Source organism: Loktanella sp. DJP18 (assembly GCF_049310965.1).
Lineage (GTDB): Bacteria > Pseudomonadota > Alphaproteobacteria > Rhodobacterales > Rhodobacteraceae > Loktanella.
Genome location: NZ_JBMERN010000014.1, coordinates 38,720 through 57,153 on the forward strand (window position 1 = coordinate 38,720; position 18,434 = coordinate 57,153).

The window sequence follows — 18,434 nt, forward strand, 5'->3', positions numbered from 1 at the left end:
GGCAGGGGTCGGGCCGTGGCACATTGAGACGCGAGGTCACGGCCCTGCCCCGCATGACGGGGTCGCAATGGACATCGACCATCGCGGCGCTGGCGGCGGTGGCGACCGTGATCGCGACGCGCGACCCGGCCCTGCGGGTGGTGGCCGTATCCGGTGCGGGGATCGTGGCCTTTGCGACCCGCAGCCTGCCAGAGGCCGCGACGGCGCTCTTCATCTTCCTCGGTTTTCTCGCGATCGACGCGGCCCCGCAGTCCGTCGTCTTCTCGGGGTTCGCGTCCAGCGGGTTCTGGCTGCTGGTCGGCGGCCTCGTGATCGGGTCGGCAATCACCGCATCGGGCCTTGGCGACCAGATCGCACGATTGATCTTTGCCTGCACCGGTACGTCCTATGCGCGGGCGGTGTTGTTCCTGTCGGTGGGCGGGCTTGCGCTGGGAGCCTTCGTGCCTTCGGCCATCCCGCGCGTGATCGTGATGATGCCGATCACACAGGCGCTGGCCCATCGCATGATGCTGCCCGCCGGATCGCGGTCTCGGACCGGGTTGTTGATGACCGCCGCCATGATGACGCTGGTGCCCACCTATGCCTTTCTGACCGCCAACCTGCCGACCATCGTGGAAGTGGGGATCATCGAGATCCTCTATGGTGTCCAGTTCGGTTACGGCAGCTATTTCGTGCAGAACCTGCCGATCAACGCCCTGCGTTTCGCGGTGCTTCTGGTCCTGCTTCTGGACTACGGACGCGGCCAGACGGTCGCCCCGTCGCCGAAATCTGGCGACGACGCGCCCGCCCGCTGGACGACAGGCCAGCGCAGACTTTCCGTCGTTCTTGCGGTGGCCGTCGTCTTGTGGGCCACGGACTCCTTGCACGGCATCGCGCCTGCCTGGATCACCGTAGCCGCCGCCCTGGTTCTGTTGCTGCCCACCTCGAAGGTCTTCGCGCCGCAGGCGATGAAGACCGAAATCGACCTCTCCATCGCGTTCCTGATCGCGGCCGTGCTCTGCATCAGCGCGGTCATCACGCATATATCTCTCGGTCAACGAATCGCAGAGGTTGTGGTCCCGGCGTTGCAACTGGCGCCGGGCAGCGGGTTCTGGAACCTGTCGGCGATCACGCTCTTCACCTCGGCGCTGTCGCACCTGACCATCGCACCCGCGACGCCCGTCGTCGTGGCCCCCCTTGCGCAGGCCATGAGCGATGCGACGGGCTGGTCCGTCACGGCGGTCGCAATGGCACAGAACATCGGCATGTCGACGATCGCGCTGCCCTATCAGTCGCCACCCCTGCTGATCGGCATCGCCATCGCGGCGATCCCGGTCGGGCCGCTGACGCGGCTGTGTCTGGTATCCGCCGTCATCACGACGGCCCTTGGCCTGCCGCTGACGTGGGTGTGGTGGACCTGGCTAACCCTGATCCCCTAGTCCCGGCCCAGAAGGGTGACCAGCGCGTGACGGGTCAGCGGCAGGCGGTCGGGCCTGACGCCGAGGACGCTTTGCACGCCGTTCACGACGGCCGCACCCGCCGGCCCTGCCGCGATTTCACCCGCCCCCAGCGGCGGCATGTCGGGCCGCTCGATCAGCCGGGTATGAAGGCGCGGCACCTCGGAAAAGCGCAGGATCGGGTAGTCCTGCCAGCCGAATGTCATGTTCTGCCCTCCGGCAAAGACGACCTCCTCCTTCAACGCCCAGCTGATGGCTTGCACGATGCCGCCTTCGATCTGGTTGACGACGCCGTCGGGATTGATCGCCTCGGCGACGGACCAGACGTCGGTGACGCGCACGTCGTCGCCGACGTCGACCCGCGCCAGGCAGGCCATGTAGCCCGCGCTGTTCTTGTAGCGGGCATAACCCAGGCCATAGCCCACGGTGTCGGACGGCGTCCGGTCGCGGGTCATGTCCTGCAAGGCGGTGATCACTTCACGCGCGCGCGGATCGTCCAGATGCGCCAGACGGTAGGCGACGCTGTCCATGCCGGCTACGGCGGCGCAGCCTTCCATCAGGGATTCCAGCGCAATGACGTTGGTGAAGGCACCAAGGCCGCGCATCGCGCTGGGGCGGTAAGGCACATGCGTCGGACGGGCGCGCACCACCCGCAGGGCCGGGATGACATAGCCCGGCACGGCGTTGCGGTCGGCACCGCCCTGCGGTTGCGGCGCATCGTTGCCCGGCCCCATCGGACGCGGGACCGACAGGAACTGCTGCGCCCGCAGGTTCGGCTCTGCCGCACCGCCCGGGCGGGTCGAATGCGGCGGGCTGACGATCCGCGCGTCATAGGACACGATCAACCCGTCCGCGCCCAGCCGCGCGGTCAAACGTGTCGTCATCGCGGGATTCAGCGGACCGTGCTGGAATTCGTCCCGGCGATGCCACAGGACGCGCACGGGCCGTCCCGTCGCCCGCGCCATGAGGGCGGCATCAAGGGCCACATCGTCCGAACTGTTGTGACCGTAGCATCCGGCGCCGGGGGCAAAGATCACCGTGATCCGGGCGACCGGCACCTTCATCACCTGCGCCAGCGACGTGCGCAGGGCAAAGACGTTCTGGCTGTGCGCCCAGACCGTCAGCCGCCCGTCGTCCCACCGCGCCACGGCGCAGGATGGCCCGATGGAGGCGTGGTGCAGCGCAGGCTTGGTCAGCGTGACCTGCACGACCCGGTCACCTGCAGTCAGATCGCCGCGCTCGTGCGGAACCTCCTCGCTGGCGATACCGGCGGTCAGCGCATCCACGGGATGCAGGCGGATTTCAGGCGCATGGTCCCAGACGATCCGCGCGGCAAGGTGCTGCGCTGCCTGCTGGGCGGCGTATTCGCAGGCCGCGACGACGGCGATGAACTGGCCGTCGCGCACCAGTTGCACACCCTCGGGCAGGTCGGTGTCAGACAGCGGCCCGGCCGTGGCGTCCAGACGCGGCGGCTGCACGACGCGGCCGTGCAACAGACCGTCAAGTGTCATGTCATGCAGCAGATGCCCCGCACCCAGCCGCGCCGCCAGATCGATGCGCGGCACCGATGTGCCGGCCAGATACCGGTCCGCGGGCTGCTTTGGCGTGCCGTGATCCACGGCCGGCACGGCCAGATCGACGGCAGCCGCCAGGTTGCCGTAATGCAACCCTGTCTCGACCCCGTCGTTCAGGACGTGTCCGTCGCGGACCGTCAGGCGATCCACCGTCGACTGCAAGAGCCCGGCTGCGTGATGCAGCATCAACGACCGCGCGGCGGCGGCGGCGATGCGGACGGATTGGCCGCCAAGTGTCACGGACAGGCTGCCGACCGTCGGCCCTTCGGCGGGTGACAGCGCGGTATGGCCCTGCGTCAGGCGGATCGATGCAATCGCAACGTCCAGCTCGTCCGCCGCGATCTGGGCCAGTGCTGTGGAAATTCCCTGCCCCAACTCGACTCGTCCCGACAGCAGATGAACCCCACCGTCGTCGCCGAAGGTCAGCCATTGATCGACATTCGGAAAATCCAGCAAAGGCCCCGGCACGGTCATGCCGTGACCGACGCGATGGCGGCCATGATGCGCGTCTGCGCACCGCAGCGGCACAGGTTGGCATCCAGCGCGTGACGGATCTGGTCCGCCGTCTGGCCCTGATCGATCAACGCCGCCGCGCGCGTCAGAATGCCCGGTAGGCAGTAGCCACATTGTCCGGCCTGATGGCTAATCAGGGCGTCCACCAGCGGATGCCGCGCGGCCAAGACCCCTTCGACAGTGCCGACCTGACGGCCCGCCACCGCCGACAGCGGCAGGTCGCAGGAGGTGACAGGCACGCCGTCCAGCGTGACGGTGCAGGCCCCGCAATCGCCGCTGCCGCAACCCAGCCGGGTTCCCTTGTGATCCAGCGCGCCCCGCAACGCATGGATCAGCGGCATCCCGGGCATGGCTGTCACGGTCACTGGCGCGCCGTTCAGATCGAAGGTCACATCCTGCTTCATTGAAACATGCCCAGCCACGTCCACCAGACATAGGTCACGGGCAGGCCCACCACCGCCACGACCAGTGCCAGCACGGCGCAGACCCGCAGCAGCGCCGCCATCGGGATCGACGCCAATGCCATCGCCACGATCAGCGGCGGGGCCTGATACGGCAGGATCGGCGTCGAAATCCCGATGACCTGCGCCATTGCCACGGTTTCCACGGACCAGCCCGTCTCGGTCGCGAAGGCGGCAGCCAAGGGCACCAGAACGGCGGGGGCGGCAGGGGCCGTCGTCAGGTGCGACAGCAGGACCGACAGTCCCGTCACCGCATAGAGATCACGCAGCCCGCCGCCAGAGCCGAGACCCAGCAAGGGGGTCAGTGTCCGGGCCACGGCTGTCCCCAGTCCGGTGGATTGGGCCACGGCGCTGATCGCAAAGACGGCGGCCAGAAACAGGGCGGGCGACAGGTCGATCTTGGTCTTCATCGCGGCGGCGTCGAGCATGCCAAAGGCCGGCACCAGCAGAATCGCCGCAAGGCCCAGTGCCACCCACGCGGGCGAGATGCCGTGCCACGTGTCCGTCACCCAGAAACCGATCGCGATACCGAGCAGGATCAGGAGACGCCACTGCACGGCGTCAAAGGGCTTCGGCACCTCGATCCGGGATGCGCTGTCGGCGCGGCTGCCCGCATCAGGGGAATCGCGTTTGGGTATGTCTCGTCACGTAGAGGTCGAAAATCATCGAAAACTGACCACGAACGCAGCGAGAGAGCCCAAAAGTTCACGCTCCGTTCGCCCTCTTCGCGCTCAAATTTCCAAACGCGATAGCCCTGCTGCCCGCATAGGGCAGCATCAGCGCCAGAAGGGCCGCCAGCCGCACGAGATTGAGCGGGGCCTGTTCCACGAAATACTGCGCGTAGGAGGGCCTTATCCCGTAAAGCGTCTCGGTCGCGCCGAACTGGATGATCGTCGGCAGGTTGGCGGTCAGAAAGGCATAGGTCGGCAGCAGGGTGGCCGTCGCCGCCGTCACGGTCAGGCCGACATGGCCGCGTGACCGGATGGCATAGCCCATCGTCTGCGCCAGCGACAAGGCGATGGGCATCAGCACGATCATGCGCGGCAGGGTCGACGGCACCAGCAGGCCCAGACCCAGCCCGCAGAACGCCAGCAACAGCGCCGCGCGGGGATAGGAATCGCCGGTGTGCTGAAAGATGCGGACGGCCAGTTGCATCCCCAGCCCGGTGGCGGTGATTGCGGTGCCGATGATCAGGCCCGCGAACAACAGCCAGAAACCGCTGCTGGCAAACCCGGAAAAGATCACCTCGTTCGGGGCGGCGGCAATGGCGATGAATGCGAGGAACGTGCCCAGCGCCGTCACCGCCTCTGGCAGCAGGCGGGTGGCAAACAAGGCGACGGACAGCGCCGAGATCGCGCCGACGCGCACCAGCACATCGTCCGGCCCGGTCGTCAGCATCACCCCGGCCAGCAGGGCCGCGGCCGTCCAGACGATGACCCGCGCCGTGGTCAGTTGCGGTATCACGATGCGGGTCCAGTCGGTCATGGGATCAGGACAGTGGACCCTGTCGTCGTGCCGCTTTCAAGCGCCTTGTGCGATGCGACGATGTCGGACAGGCGCAGGCGCTGGTTGATGTTCACCCGCAGCACGCCTTCGGCAATCAGCCGAAAGGTTTCGGATGCGGCTTGTTCCAGATCGGCGCGGACGGCGACGTAGTTGGCCAGCGTGGGGCGTGTGAAGTACAGCGACCCCTTGACCTGCAACAGATGCGGCGACACGTCGGGGGCCGGACCGGTCGTCGCCCCGAACGACACGAAATAGCCGTAGGGTGCCAGACTGTCGATCGAGGCATCGAAGCTGGCCGCGCCGACGCTGTCATAGACCACGGGCACGCCCTTGCCGTCCGTCAGATCGCGGACCCTCGCCGCGACGTCCTCCGTGGTGCGGTCGATCGCTTCGTCATAGCCCAGCTTCAGGATCGCGGCGCAGTTGTCGGCACCCGCCGTCACGCCGATCATCCGCGCGCCCAGATGCTTGCCCCATTGCCCCGCCAATTGCCCGACCCCGCCGGACGCGGCCCAGAACAGGACAGATTGGCCGGGCTGGACCTTGTAGCACCGGTTCAGCAGGTATTCGACGGTGATCCCCTTCATCAGCACGGCGGCGGCCACCTCGTCCGAGATGCCGTCCGGGATCGCGATGCAGCGGGCGGCGGGCGCATTGCGGTGGCTGGCGTAGGCCCCCAGCACGCCGCCATAGACGACGCGGTCACCCACCTTGAAGGATGTCACACCTTCGCCGAGCGCTGTGACCTCTCCTGCGGCCTCCAGCCCCAGTGGACTGGGCAGCGGCAGGGCATAGGCACCGGAGCGTTGGTAGACGTCCATGTAGTTCAGGCCGATCGCGGTCTGCCTGATCTGCACCTCTCCCGCCTGTGGCGGTGTCAGATCGAAACGTTCGATCTGCATCACCTCTGGCCCGCCCTGGGTCTTCATCATGACGCGTGTCGCTATCATCGCCTGCACTCCTATTTGGTGAACTCGCCGGCTTCGAGCATGATGGTCTGCACCTCTCCCGCGCCGTTCTCGCGGCGATGGCGGGCGGCCTCGTCGTATTCGGGCGACTGGAAACAGGCGACGCCGGCCTCGAACGTCGGAAATTCGATGACCACGAAGCGCTGGAAATAGTCCGGGCCTTCCATGATCTGGAACTTGCCGCCCCGCGCCAACACCTTGCCGCCATGGCGGGCGATGATGCCGGGCACCTGATCGGTATAGCGCTTGTAGGCGACGGGGTCGTTGATCCGTGAACGGGCAAGCCAGTAGGCTGGCATGATGGTTCCTCCTGTGATGACAGGCGCTACATGAGCGCGTTGGGCAGAACGTTTGTAATGAATGGAAAGGCCATCATCGCGGCCGCAAGAGCCAGCATGATCAGCCAGTAGGGAATGGCCGACCAGAAGATGTGCTGGACGCCGACGCTGTCGTCGCGGATCGCAGCCTTGACGGTGTAGACCAGCAGGCCGAAGGGCGGCGTCAGCAATCCAGCCTCGATCGCGATGATGCCGACGATGGCAAAGGTGAGCTGGTCGAACCCGAAGGCCATTGCGACTGGTTCCACGATCGGCACGGTCAGCAGCATGATCGAGATGCTATCGATGATCATGCCAAGGATGAACCAGATCAGGATGATGATCGCGAACACGGTCCAGGCCCCGAACCCGGAGTCCACGAAGAACGACCGGATTTCCGTTGTCACGCCCGACATCGCGAGCGTGCGGGAATAGAGCGCCGCACACAGCAGCAGGATCAGGATCGGGGCCGACGTCTTGCCCACGGCATAGATGGCGTCGATGAAACCGCGGCCCGTCATGCCTTTGACGAACGCCAGCAGCAAGGCAAGCGCCGCACCCGCGCCCGCCCCTTCGGTCGGGGTGAAGATGCCGAACCAGATGCCACCCAGCACCGAGCAGATGATGCCCAGCACACCGACGACGGACACGACGAACTGCGCCGGCTTCAGCTCGTGGGCCGTGCTGTCGAAGGCCCCCTCTTCCAGCACCACGGGCGCGTCCTGCATCTGCTGGCCGACCAGATCGGGGCGCACGCGGGCGGCAATCAGGATGTAGATGATGAACAGCGTCGCCAGCAACATGCCCGGCAGCACGCCCGCCAGGAAGAGCCGCCCGATGGATTGCTCCGTCAGGATGCCCCAGACGATCATCAGCACCGACGGCGGGATCAGCATGCCCAGCACGCTGGACCCCGCGATGGTGCCAAGCGCAAAGCCCTTGTTGTAGCCGTGCGCCTTCATCTCGGGATAACCGATGCGCGCAAAGGCGGCGGCGGACGCGATGGAGACGCCGGTCACGAAGGAAAACACCGTGTTGCCCAGCACCGTGGCAATGCCCAGACGGGCCGGCACGGTCCTCAGGCTGCGGTTGATCGCGATGTAGATGTCGGTCACGGCCCCCGACCGCCCCATGAATTCGCCCATCAGCATGAACAGCGGGATCACGGCAAAGGTGAAGTCGCGCAACGCCTCTGCCGAGGTGGAGGCGACGGTGGCCTGCACGACATGCAACTTGCCCGTGGTCAGATAGATGCCGACGGCGCTGGTCACGGCCAGCGACACGGCCACATGCACCCCCAGCATGACCAGGGACAGCAGCAGGACGATAATCACGCCTTCGGTCGAAAAATCAAACATCGCTCGGGGTTCCGTTCACAGGTCCATTCTTTCGATCCGCAGGCCAAAGGCTTCGACCAGCGTCAGAAGGACATAATTGATCCCCGCCAGCCCGGCCCCGACGACGATGGCCCAGCGCGCGGGCCAGACCGGCACCTGCAAGGCCCCCGCCCCATCGAATTCGCCGCGCACATAGGACCGCATCGCGGGTTCGACGGACGACCACAGCAGAAAGAGGAAGAATGCGGCTCCCAGCAGCAGGGCCAGAACGTGCAGCACCCGCTGCACCCCCGCGGGAAACATGATGACCAGAAAATCCGCGCGCAGCATCGAACCGCTGCGCACCGCAAAACCGACCTGCATGAAGACGATGATGACGACGGAATTGGCCACGATTTCCTTGGTGCCGGAAAACGGAATGTTGGCGGCCCGCAGGACGATGTCGGTCAGCGCGACAAGGCACAGCCCGAACGCCCAGAGCGCCCCGACGATCATCAGGAATTTGGTCAGGCGATCGGTCATACGGACAAGAAACATGCCGTTTTTCCCTGCTATGGGTGGGAATGGCGGACGCAGCGGCGTGTGCCCCCGCGCCCGTGGCCGCGTGCTATTCCAGCGCGTACCGGACCGGCCAGCTATACCCGTGCACTTCTGCCCGATCGAGCACGAGGTTCATCACCTGCTTGGCCGGCAAACCCTGACCCTCCAGTTCTGCAGCCGTCCTGATCACCCAGGGCTGCAGCGATTCCGCCCATTCCTGTTGGACGGCGGGATCGATTTCGGTGACAGTGATCAGATCGCGCAGCGTCTCGATCTGCTTGCCGTACTGTTCCTTGTTGGCAGAGCCGGTCAGCGTCTCGAACTCGGCGGACACTTCCAGAAGGATCTCCTGCACGTCGGCGGGCAATGCGTCGTAGGTGTCCTTGTTGATCGTCATGCCGTGCCACGTCATCGACCCGAACCCGATCAGCGTATAGAACGGTGCCGGTTCATACAGCTTGAGGTTCACCCAGGCCGATGGGAACATGATCCAGCCGTTGTAGACGCCAGTGGTCAATTCCGTATAGGACGTGGCCAGCGACGACGACACCGGCACGATCCCGGCGTTTTCCAGCCAGTTCAGGTTGATGCCGGCCCCGGCGATCTTCTGCCCCGGCGATCTTCTGCCCCGCCAGATCGGCCAGATCGGTCCACGCAAAGTTGGTCCCCAGATTATAGCCGCCGTCCGATATCCGGGCGAGCAGGATCTGGTTGAACTCTTCGGGGAAGACGTCCGTCAGATAGGGCACTTCGGCGTAGACGTCCTGGGCGACCTGAAGACTGGTCTCCGGGTCCATCGTCCCGAAGGGCAGCATGACCTGAAAGGCATGCAGCGGCAGGTTCGACGGCTCGAAACAGAAACAGAAACCACCGATGTCCAGAATGCCGTCCTGCACCCCCTCCAGCGTTTCGGACGTCGTGACGATGGACCCGGAATAGCCTTCGACGAAGGTCAAGGTGTGATCCGTGCGCTCTTCGACCCGCTTGGTCATCTCGGACTGGAAGAAATCGATCATCAGACCCGCATACACCACGCCCGGCGGATGGCCGGACCCGATGCGCAAGGTGATATCCTCTGCCGCGGCGTTCGTGGCAAAGGCAGTCCCCGCCAGTAGTCCGTATGCAAGTGTTCTCATTCCATCCTCCCAGATTTCAAGATGTGCAGCGTTGTCGTCACGTCTCGCCCGGTCGCGCCCTCCCGCGCGTTCAAGCGGTCAGGTCGCGCCGGGGATCACCAGCTTGACCGTGTCGGGGATCGCCAGCGGCGGATTGGTTCCGTCAAGGAACTCGACTGTGGCGAACGACAAGGGTGTGTCGCCGATGTTTTCCACGCTGTGCAGCATGTAATCGCCCGGCCCATAGTGGAAATGCCTGGTTTCGCCGACATAATGCGTGGTGTCGCGCACCGCCCCGGATGAGAAATATCCGCGTGCCACGCCGGCCGTCAGCGCGGACCAGAAATAGGGGTTCACATGCCGATGAAAGCCGCAGCGCGACCCGACCGGGATGTGCAGATGCCAGACCCGCACACGGTCGGTTTCGGACACCAGCACCGATCCGACGCAGCCGTTGTCGTGACTGGCCAGCATTTCCTCATGGATCCCTGCCGGCCAATGGGCGAATGCTGCCGGATCGGGGTTCGTCTCGATATGGTGGGGGCCGTGTTGCTCATGGTCCTTCATCATCGTCACTCCTGTCCGAAATGGGTATCGAGGTCGGCACGCAGGGCCGTTTTCTGGTCCGGTGTCAGCGGCACCAGCGGCGGGGCCATGCGCGCCCAGCTGTCATCACCGCTCCGCCAGGCCTCGGCCTGTTTCATCGCGGCCATCAGGGGATATTTGCCCGCCATCGCGCGGATCGCCCCGACCCGCGCCATCGCAGCGTCGCGGTCCGGTCCGGCCGCAGCCTGCCTCGCGATCTGCACCACGGGGGCCGAGATGTTGGTCGATCCCGAAATCACCCCGGCGCTGCCAAGGTCAAGGCCGTCCCACAGCATCGCCTCGGACGAGGGATAGACGTCGAAATCGCTGCTTACCCCGCCGGTCGCCTTCAGAAACGCGGCGGACTGGGCAAAATCGCCACTGGAATCCTTCAAGCCGGCCACGATCGGGCCGTAGGCGTCGATCAGCCGCCGGACCAGCGACACCGTCAGCGGCACGGCGGACATCTGGGGAAAGTGATAGAGATAGACCCGCAGGTCGTCGCGGCCGATCCCGTCGATGAGGTGGGCGTAGTAGGCAAAAAGCCCGTCGTCGCTGGGCGATTTGTAGTAATAGGGCGGCAGCACCAGCACGTTGGTGAACCCTGCGTCGCAACTGGCCCGCGTCAGGGCCAGACTGTCGCCGGCCGCCGGGGCGCCGGTGCCAAAGATCACCCGGTCGGGCGCGATCCCCGCATCGGCAAAGGCACCGGGCAGCGCCAACCGGTCCGCCATCGCGACCGAGGTGCCCTCGCCCGTCGTGCCGGTGGGTGCCACGGCATCGCAGCCACCCTCGCCCAGCAGATGCCGGCAATAGGCCACAAGCTTTGGCACCGCGACCCGCCCGTCCGCATCGAACGGCGTGACCGCCGCCGCGTGGATACCGCGCCGCGCCTTCATCGTTTCGCCCCGCTGGCTGTCCCGTGGCCCCGCATCGACACCACGACCTTAATCGCGTCGTCTACCCGTTCGCGGGCGTATCGCAGCGCCTCTGGCAGATGATCCAGCGGAAAGGTGTGGGTGTGGATGACCGACGCGTCAAAGCGTCCCTCGGCCATGAAGGCCATCGCGCGGTGCGTCGCCGACCGGCCCTCGCCACGGATTCCGTAAAGATAGATGTTGTTCACCGCCAGATATCCCAGATCGAAGGTCACGGGTTTTTTCGGAAAGGCCGCCAGACAGACGCGCCCGCCCCGGTTCGTCATATGCACCGCGTCGTTCACTGTCGCCTCGTTTCCGGCGCAATCGACGACGTAATCGGCTCCCTTGCCCGTCAGCGCCTTGACCTGCGCCACGACGTCGTCGCCGCGCCCGTCGATGATGTGATCCGCGCCCAGTTGGCGGCCGATCTCGTTGCGGTTCTCGCGCGTGCCGACCAGAATGACGGGACTGGCTCCCAGCGCCTTGGCCACGGCGACGGCCAGCAGGCCGATCGGCCCCGGCCCGATCACCACGACGCTTTCGCCCGCGACCAGCCCGCCCAGTTCCGTCAGGCCGTACATCGACGTGCCTGCGGTGACGACCAGCGTCGCCACCTCGTCAGGCATGGCGTCGGGCACCTTGATCATGGTGTTGACGTGATTGACCGCATATTCGGCAAAGCCGCCATTGGTGGTAAAGCCGTTCGCGCGGTGCCCCTTGTTGCGGTCGCCGTAATTCAGTCCGTAGTTGTGGCAGGACGTATACATCCCCATCCGGCATCGCTTGCATTGTCCGCAGCCTGCATGGATTTCCACGGTGACGCGGTCGCCGATGGCGAATTCGTCCACGCCGGGGCCAAGCGCCGCGACCGTTCCCATGTATTCGTGACCGGGCGTCCAGTTCTTGTTGAACGGCGCGCCGCCTTCGACCATCGCAGGGGTACCGTAGGAGATGACCTCCAGATCGGTCGCGCAGATCGCGACGGCGTCGACGCGCACCAGCACCTCGGCCTTGCCCGGCACAGGCAGCGGCTTATCCACAAGCATCAATTGGTCCGGGTCCCCCAGTACCCAGGCGCGCATCGACGCAGGCAACGTCATCGACGCGCCATTTGCCGGTGTCGCGGATGTGCGTGCATCGTCCATCTGCCATTCCTCCCTGCTGCATGACCCTTACAAGATTGGTTGACCAATTTTACGAATCGTGAAACCAAAGTCATGAAGCTCTTCCCCGGAACAGAATGACTGATATCGGACGCGAGTAAGCATGATTAATTTGAATACTGCCCATATGAAATGACGATAGGACAGATCGACGACGACACGATTGGTCAACCAAACAGGCTCGACGGATTGCGCCAATGGGTCAACCACCACGACATCGGCACCCGGATGCCGCCGGAACGCAAGCTGGCAGAGACGCTGTCGATCTCCCGCCCTGCGCTGCGCAAGGCGCTTGCCGTGCTGGAGGCCGAGGGCCGCATCCTGCGACAGGTCGGACGCGGCACCTTCATCACCAGACCGCCCGCCACGACCTATGCCGGGCTGGCGGCCCTGACTGCCCGCACCAGCCCCTATGACGCGATGATGGCGCGCCTTGTGCTGGAACCTGAATTGGCCAATCTGGCTGCCCTGCATGCCACATCGCTCGATATCCGCCGCCTGCGGACGCTGGCCGACGATCTCCGGCAGGTTGGGACATGGGACGATTACGAACGTCTGGACCACGCGCTGCACGACCTGATCGCACAAAGCGCCGGCAATGGCCTGCTGCACGAATTGCACATGATCATGAATGCCGTGCGGCAGGTGGTCGTGTGGCGGCAGCTGTCGTCCGGTGTGGCGGGACCGGCACCGGACTATCACTCCTTCGACGAACACGACGCCATCGTGACGGCCATCGCCGCGCGCGACGGCACTGGCGCGAAACACGCGATGCAGGCCCACCTGCGCACCACCCTGCAAGCCATGACCACCGGACATTGAAACCAGAGGGACGACGCGATGATTGATCTTTATACCTGGACGACACCGAATGGACGCAAGGTGTCCATCCTGCTGGAGGAACTGGGCGTGCCCTACACGGTCCACGCCATCGACATTTCCAAGGACGAACAATTCGCGCCCGCGTTTCTGGCGATCGCGCCGAACAACCGCATTCCCGCCATCGTGGATCAGGACACCGGCATCCGCATGATGGAGACCGGGGCGATCATGCTCTACCTCGCGGGCAAGTATCAGAAATTCCAGTGCGAAGGCCCGGAATACTGGCGCATGGTCGAATGGCTGATGTGGCAGATGGGCGGGCTTGGCCCGATGCTGGGGCAGGTCCATCACTTCGTCAAATACAACAAGGGCAAGTCAGAATACGGCGAACAGCGCTATGCGACCGAGGGCCGGAGGCTCTACGGCGTCCTGAACGCGCGTCTGGCGGGGCGTGACTACATCGCCGGCGACGGGCGCGGGCAATACACGATAGCCGACATGGCCTGCTGGCCGTGGATATCCCGCTTCGAATGGCAAGAGATCGACCTGAACGATTTTCCCAACGTGCGCGACTGGTATCTGCGGATTGCCGAACGCCAGGCTGTGCAGAAAGGTTACTCCGTCCCCCATTTCACCACAGAGGTGCCGATGCCATGACCACGACACCGAAAGGCCCCTACCGCCCGACGATCCACCGCTTTGCCCTTGGCGCGGCCGAGATCACGACCATCCTTGACGGCGCGCACCGGCGCGAACCGATCAACCCGCCGTTCGCGCTGGACCGCAGTGCGGATCAGATCGCTGCGGTGGCGCAGGCCAACAACCTGCCGGCGCACGGGTTTGAAAACACCTACACCCCCACGGTCGTCAGCATCGGCGGGCAACTGGTCCTGTTCGACACGGGATTCGGTGAAGGCGGCCGCGACAGCCATGCCGGCAATCTGCGCCGCCGGCTGACGCAGGCCGGCTATGCGCCGCAGGACATCGACATCGTGGCCTTCACCCACATGCATCCCGATCACATCGGCGGCGTGATGGAGGATGGTGCCCCGGCCTTTCCCAACGCCCGTTATGTCATGGGACGGCGCGAGTTCGACGCCTGGTCCGACGGTTCGCAGATTCCGCCGCAACGCGCCCAGAATAGAGAGATGTTTCTGAGGCTGATCCCGCCACTGGCCTCCCGCATGACGTTGCTGGAGGACGGCGATGAGGTGGTTCCCGGCCTGAGGGCTATCGCGGCCTTTGGTCATTCGCTGGGCCACATGATGTACCGGGTCGACGACGGTGCGGCTTCCCTGCTGATCTGGGGCGACGTCACCAATCACTATGTCTTTTCGTTGCAGTATCCGGACAGTCAAGTGGCCTTCGACGACGACCGGGACATGGCGATCGCGACGCGCAAACGTGTGCTCGACATGGTGGCCACCGACCGCGTGCTGGTCAGCGGTCATCACATGCCGTTTCCGGCGATCGGCTATGTCGAACGACACGGCGACAGCTATCGCTGGGTGCCGGCCACCTATCAATTGCGGATGTGATCCGCGGGGTCAATTGCGGATGTGACCCTCAAGTGGTGCCGGGGCGGCGACCAGCCGCCCCGCGATCCGCCGCGCGAGTGGTGCCACGATCAGGACCGACGGATAGGCAATGACCCAGCTCGACAGCCACGCCTCGACCCAGATGGAAGGCAGGGCCGCGGTGAAGCCTATGGCCGACGTCGTCGCCACGCCAGAGATGATGGCGGACATGATCATCGACAGAAAGAACCCGAACACCAGCGGCGCATAGCGGTTCGGGATCATCCCTGCACCCGCAGTTCATCGTAGGACACCGCGACCCATGCGCGGTAATGCGGCCGCCCGGCGATCCGGGCGTGCCATGCCGCCACATGCGGTGTGTCTGCCAGACTGTCGGGATAAAGGTCCAGCAGGCGGTGAAACAGGCAGCCCACAGCAATGTCGGCGATGGTAAAGGCGTCGCCCGCCAGATGCGCCCGACCGTCGGACAGGCCGGTGTCCAGCATGGCCAGTGCGGACGCGATCGCCGCCAGGCTGTCCGCCTCGACCCCGGCCGACCGGTCCTGGGGCAGCAGACGGACCCGCTGCCAGAACACGGCGATGAACGGTGGCTGCAAGGCGGTCGATCCGAATTCCATCCAGCTGTCCACGGCACCCGGCGGATCGCCCAGTCGGCCGGTCCGCCGCGCCAGATGGCGCAGGATCGCGTGGCTCTCCCAGATCGCGACATCGCCATCCTGCAGCACCGGCACCTTGCGCACCGGTGTCAGCGCGGCAAAGGCGGGGTCGTCCAACCCGCCATATTTGCCGCCGACGGTGCGGTGCGCGTAGGTCAGGTCAAGCTCTGCCAGCGCCCACAGCACCTTTTGCACATTGACCGAACTGGCCCGCCCCCAGAGGATCACTTGATAGCCTGCGGATTGATCGGCGACCCCGCAGCGCCCGGGATGTGCAGCGGCGGCGCGGTAAAGAAGAATTCATAGACGCCGTCCTCGGTGCAATCCTCGGCCAGTTCCTTGACGTAGAATATCTCTCCCATCGAGATGCCGATGGCCGGGATGACGACCCAATGCCACGGCTGGTTCGCCTCGTCGGTCTCGTTCGGGCGCACCTCGCACCCCCAGGTGTCGGCGCAGATCGCGGCGATGTCGTGCTGCTTGATCCAATGCGCGGTTTCGAACGCCAGACCGGGCGCATCGCCGCCCGCGTAGCCGGTCCAGTCGCCGGACGCGAGGCAGCGCTCCTGATGCCCGGTGCGCACGATGACGAAGTCACCCTTGCGGATTGCGACACCCTGCGCCGCGGCACAGCCGTCCAGATCGGCGTTGGTGATGGGATATCCGTCATCCAGGCTGTCGACGCCTTTCCAGCGCGCCACATCCAGAAGGACGCCGCGCCCCACCATCTTGCCGCGCACATGTTCGATGCCCAGACGTGCGGCGCCGTTCACCGTCACATCGGTCGCGGGATAGCCGTTGTACATCTTGTCATCCAGAAAGATGTGGCACAGCGCATCCCATTGGGTGCCGACCTGACAGGGCATGTTTATCGCATCGTCAGCGTAACGCAGATACGCGCGGCCGTCGCCATCCTGCGCGCCGACGACCGCGTCGGTGCCGGTTGCCAGCATCTGGTGGATCAGGTTCCAACGTCCACCGAACAGCCCGGATTGGATCTTTTCCTTCAGATCAAGGCCCAGCGCAAAGGTCTTGCCCTTGCGGATCAGCCCTGCCGCCGCGACGATATCGTCTGCCGTGACGTTGTTGAGGGTGCCGATCTGATCGTCGTCGCCCCAACGCCCCCAGTTCGAAAGCACCTTGGCGGTGTCGTAGATATCCTGACGTGTCAGACGGGCCATGGCGCGCCTCCTCCCCTAAGTGACATAGTTATTTATCGAATGACAAATTAATTCGTTGCGGCTGTCAATGGGCTTGCGACGCGACGCGCAAATGATGTTATCATTCGATAACAAACAGAGAGGACCGTTATGGCAGACCCCACCGTCAAGACCTTCGACGTGATCTTTGAAGGCACCGGCACCGCGTCCGGCAAAATGCGCAACGACATCCACGTCACCTGGCCGATGATGAAGGAAAGCTTCGATCTGGCCACCGACGAAGGCCCGTTTCACGGCGGCGACGGCACCGCCCCGCCGCCGCTGGCGCTGTTCACCGCCGCGTTGACCGGGTGCCTTATGACGCAGATCCGCGCTTTTGCGAAACGCCTGAAGATCGACATCGGCACGGTCGAGGTGAAGGCAAGGCTGCACTGGACCGGGGAACAGGTCGGCAATGACCCCTATGTGACCGCACCGGTCGGTTTTCACCTTGATATCGATCTGGATAGCAGTGCATCCACCGCCGACCAGTTGCGCCTGATTGCCTTTGCGAAAAAGGGGTGCTTCATTGAAACGACCTTGATGCAGGGCCTGAGCGTCGGTCATCGGGTCAAGATCGACACCGATTGGCATGACGCCTGAAAGGATTTCATGACGGGTTCCGACGAGACAGTGAAACGCAAACGGATGCCGTCGGGGCAACGCCGCGAGGATTTCATCACGAAAGCCATCGCCTTTTTCGCCGAGGAAGGCTTTGAAAGCTCGACCCGCGGTCTGGCGAAAAAACTGGGCGTCACCCAACCGCTGCTGTATCGCTACTTTCCGTCCAAGGAAGACCTGATCCATGAAGTCTACGACGCGGTCTACGTCAACCGCTGGCGGCCCGAATGGGAAACCATTCTCAGCGATCGCAGCCGGTCGCTGGAGGATCGCCTGAACCACTTCTACACCGTCTATACCGACGTCATCTTCAACCGCGAATGGATGCGGATCTACCTGTTTTCGGGACTGAAGGGGGCGGACATCAACCGGCGCTACATGCTGCTGGTGCGCCAGCGTATCCTTGAACCCATCCTGACGGAGGCACGGGTCGCATGGGACCTGCCGGATCGACCGGCCCTGGATTGCGAGATCGAATTCGCGTGGATCATGCACGGCGGCATCTTCTACTACGGTGTCCGTGATCTGGTGTATGAAAGCGCGCTCGAGACCCGAAAGGACCGCGTCATCGCTGACGCGGTCGCTGCATTCGTTGCGGGTCTGCGGATCAAGCTGCTGCGGGACATCCCGCCCGAAGCCTGACCCCCCGTCAGACAGTTGTGGTGCCGCGGGCCGGATAGTCGTTGTCCATCGCCATCTTGGCCTTGGGCAGCAGAATCGCGAGGTCGGGACGCGAAAACGGCATGCTGGCGATATCGATCAGATACAGCCGCCCGTCGCCGCGCACCCAGAACAGGCCCGGTTCCGCGAATTGCGACGGCTCTGCATCCTTGATCGAAGTCGACAGGTATAGGCCCCAGTTCTTCACATCAGCGACCGACAGGTTGTAGGCGACCGGCACGTCACCCAGGTTCCACTCCTCCTTGGCCTTCGCCGCACGATCTTCGCCGTCCATCGATACCATGACGATTTTGAGGCCGTAGGATTTTGCATCCTCCAGCAAGGGGACCAGTTTCGCCACATAGGCCTTGCAGACCGGGCAGTGCAGGCCGCGGTAGACCACGATCATGGTGAACGACTGGGGCGTCTGATCCGCCAGCGTCCAGGTGCCGCCGCCGACCAGTGGCAGGGACAGTGCGGGGGCCTGGGTGTCGGCATCAACT

Annotated in this window: 22 protein-coding genes and 1 pseudogene; 6 read left to right on the top strand and 17 right to left on the bottom strand. The window is 64.6% G+C overall.

Going from position 1 to position 18,434, the window contains the following annotated elements; translation table 11 throughout:
* Positions 1-23 precede the first annotated feature (23 nt).
* Positions 24-1,418, top strand: coding sequence for an SLC13 family permease (locus tag ACOI1H_RS06305; RefSeq protein WP_422435959.1), 1,395 nt, complete (start codon positions 24-26; stop codon positions 1,416-1,418).
* Here the strand turns inward: ACOI1H_RS06305 and ACOI1H_RS06310 are convergent.
* The 13 genes from ACOI1H_RS06310 to ACOI1H_RS06370 form a co-directional block, all read right to left on the bottom strand.
* Positions 1,415-3,484 (bottom strand): molybdopterin cofactor-binding domain-containing protein, encoded by a 2,070-nt coding sequence (locus tag ACOI1H_RS06310; RefSeq protein ID WP_422435961.1) that lies wholly within the window; start codon positions 3,482-3,484, stop codon positions 1,415-1,417. The genes ACOI1H_RS06305 and ACOI1H_RS06310 overlap by 4 nt on opposite strands.
* Complete coding sequence (locus tag ACOI1H_RS06315; RefSeq protein ID WP_422435963.1) at positions 3,481-3,915, bottom strand: (2Fe-2S)-binding protein; 435 nt, start codon at positions 3,913-3,915, stop codon at positions 3,481-3,483. Before ACOI1H_RS06315 ends, ACOI1H_RS06310 begins: the two co-directional genes overlap by 4 nt.
* 8 nt (positions 3,916-3,923) lie before the next feature.
* Entirely contained in the window at positions 3,924-4,562 is a 639-nt protein-coding gene (locus tag ACOI1H_RS06320) for an anion permease (RefSeq protein WP_422435965.1), read from the bottom strand.
* A 127-nt stretch (positions 4,563-4,689) separates the two neighbouring features.
* The gene (locus ACOI1H_RS06325; RefSeq protein WP_422435966.1) at positions 4,690-5,469 is read right to left on the bottom strand and encodes an anion permease; all 780 of its coding nucleotides are present in this window, start codon (positions 5,467-5,469) and stop codon (positions 4,690-4,692) included.
* Positions 5,466-6,440 carry a quinone oxidoreductase family protein gene (locus tag ACOI1H_RS06330; protein WP_422435968.1) on the bottom strand — a complete coding sequence of 325 codons (975 nt, stop codon included), beginning with the start codon at positions 6,438-6,440 and terminating at the stop codon, positions 5,466-5,468. The genes ACOI1H_RS06325 and ACOI1H_RS06330 overlap by 4 nt, the downstream gene beginning before the upstream one ends.
* Before the next feature lie 11 nt (positions 6,441-6,451).
* Positions 6,452-6,757: a DUF1330 domain-containing protein gene (locus tag ACOI1H_RS06335; RefSeq protein WP_422435970.1), complete on the bottom strand. Its 306-nt coding sequence runs from the start codon at positions 6,755-6,757 to the stop codon at positions 6,452-6,454.
* A gap of 26 nt (positions 6,758-6,783) precedes the next feature.
* Entirely contained in the window at positions 6,784-8,133 is a 1,350-nt protein-coding gene (locus ACOI1H_RS06340; RefSeq protein ID WP_422435972.1) for a TRAP transporter large permease, read from the bottom strand.
* Positions 8,134-8,148: 15 nt separating this feature from the next.
* Positions 8,149-8,649, bottom strand: a complete 501-nt coding sequence (locus ACOI1H_RS06345; RefSeq protein WP_422435974.1) for a TRAP transporter small permease — start codon at positions 8,647-8,649, stop codon at positions 8,149-8,151.
* 70 nt (positions 8,650-8,719) lie between these two features.
* Positions 8,720-9,208: a hypothetical protein gene (locus tag ACOI1H_RS06350; RefSeq protein WP_422435976.1), complete on the bottom strand. Its 489-nt coding sequence runs from the start codon at positions 9,206-9,208 to the stop codon at positions 8,720-8,722.
* The gene (locus ACOI1H_RS06355; RefSeq protein ID WP_422435977.1) at positions 9,102-9,788 is read right to left on the bottom strand and encodes a hypothetical protein; all 687 of its coding nucleotides are present in this window, start codon (positions 9,786-9,788) and stop codon (positions 9,102-9,104) included. The genes ACOI1H_RS06350 and ACOI1H_RS06355 overlap by 107 nt, the downstream gene beginning before the upstream one ends.
* 78 nt (positions 9,789-9,866) lie before the next feature.
* Positions 9,867-10,337 carry a hypothetical protein gene (locus ACOI1H_RS06360; protein WP_422435979.1) on the bottom strand — a complete coding sequence of 157 codons (471 nt, stop codon included), beginning with the start codon at positions 10,335-10,337 and terminating at the stop codon, positions 9,867-9,869.
* A gap of 2 nt (positions 10,338-10,339) precedes the next feature.
* Entirely contained in the window at positions 10,340-11,251 is a 912-nt protein-coding gene (locus ACOI1H_RS06365; RefSeq protein ID WP_422435980.1) for a dihydrodipicolinate synthase family protein, read from the bottom strand.
* The gene (locus tag ACOI1H_RS06370; protein WP_422435982.1) at positions 11,248-12,417 is read right to left on the bottom strand and encodes a zinc-dependent alcohol dehydrogenase; all 1,170 of its coding nucleotides are present in this window, start codon (positions 12,415-12,417) and stop codon (positions 11,248-11,250) included. Before ACOI1H_RS06370 ends, ACOI1H_RS06365 begins: the two co-directional genes overlap by 4 nt.
* A gap of 150 nt (positions 12,418-12,567) precedes the next feature.
* Here ACOI1H_RS06370 and ACOI1H_RS06375 point away from each other — a divergent pair, with 150 nt between their 5' ends.
* Genes ACOI1H_RS06375 through ACOI1H_RS06385 form a run of 3 tightly spaced genes read left to right on the top strand, consistent with a single transcriptional unit; the run spans position 12,568 to position 14,795 of the window.
* Positions 12,568-13,257, top strand: coding sequence for a FadR/GntR family transcriptional regulator (locus ACOI1H_RS06375; protein WP_422435984.1), 690 nt, complete (start codon positions 12,568-12,570; stop codon positions 13,255-13,257).
* Between the two features lie 18 nt (positions 13,258-13,275).
* Positions 13,276-13,914, top strand: a complete 639-nt coding sequence (locus ACOI1H_RS06380) for a glutathione S-transferase family protein (RefSeq protein WP_422435986.1) — start codon at positions 13,276-13,278, stop codon at positions 13,912-13,914.
* Positions 13,911-14,795 (top strand): MBL fold metallo-hydrolase, encoded by an 885-nt coding sequence (locus ACOI1H_RS06385; RefSeq protein WP_422435988.1) that lies wholly within the window; start codon positions 13,911-13,913, stop codon positions 14,793-14,795. The genes ACOI1H_RS06380 and ACOI1H_RS06385 overlap by 4 nt, the downstream gene beginning before the upstream one ends.
* Before the next feature lie 9 nt (positions 14,796-14,804).
* Here the strand turns inward: ACOI1H_RS06385 and ACOI1H_RS06390 are convergent, their stop codons facing one another.
* The 3 genes from ACOI1H_RS06390 to ACOI1H_RS06400 are packed head-to-tail and all read right to left on the bottom strand — an operon-like array spanning position 14,805 to position 16,632.
* A complete protein-coding gene (locus ACOI1H_RS06390; RefSeq protein ID WP_422435989.1) occupies positions 14,805-15,059 on the bottom strand; it encodes a DUF2798 domain-containing protein in 255 nt (84 codons plus the stop codon).
* Positions 15,056-15,679, bottom strand: coding sequence for a glutathione S-transferase family protein (locus ACOI1H_RS06395; RefSeq protein WP_422435991.1), 624 nt, complete (start codon positions 15,677-15,679; stop codon positions 15,056-15,058). Before ACOI1H_RS06395 ends, ACOI1H_RS06390 begins: the two co-directional genes overlap by 4 nt.
* Positions 15,676-16,632: a cyclase family protein gene (locus ACOI1H_RS06400; RefSeq protein ID WP_422435993.1), complete on the bottom strand. Its 957-nt coding sequence runs from the start codon at positions 16,630-16,632 to the stop codon at positions 15,676-15,678. Before ACOI1H_RS06400 ends, ACOI1H_RS06395 begins: the two co-directional genes overlap by 4 nt.
* A gap of 129 nt (positions 16,633-16,761) precedes the next feature.
* Between ACOI1H_RS06400 and ACOI1H_RS06405 the strand changes: the two genes are divergently transcribed.
* A complete protein-coding gene (locus ACOI1H_RS06405; protein WP_422435995.1) occupies positions 16,762-17,253 on the top strand; it encodes an OsmC-related (seleno)protein in 492 nt (163 codons plus the stop codon).
* A gap of 9 nt (positions 17,254-17,262) precedes the next feature.
* Entirely contained in the window at positions 17,263-17,913 is a 651-nt protein-coding gene (locus ACOI1H_RS06410; protein ID WP_422435997.1) for a TetR/AcrR family transcriptional regulator, read from the top strand.
* Positions 17,914-17,920: 7 nt separating this feature from the next.
* On the opposite strand, the pseudogene ACOI1H_RS06415 reads toward ACOI1H_RS06410, so the two are convergent.
* A pseudogene (locus tag ACOI1H_RS06415) lies at positions 17,921-18,412 on the bottom strand (redoxin domain-containing protein); the annotation flags it as partial.
* Between the last annotated feature and the right edge of the window lie 22 nt (positions 18,413-18,434).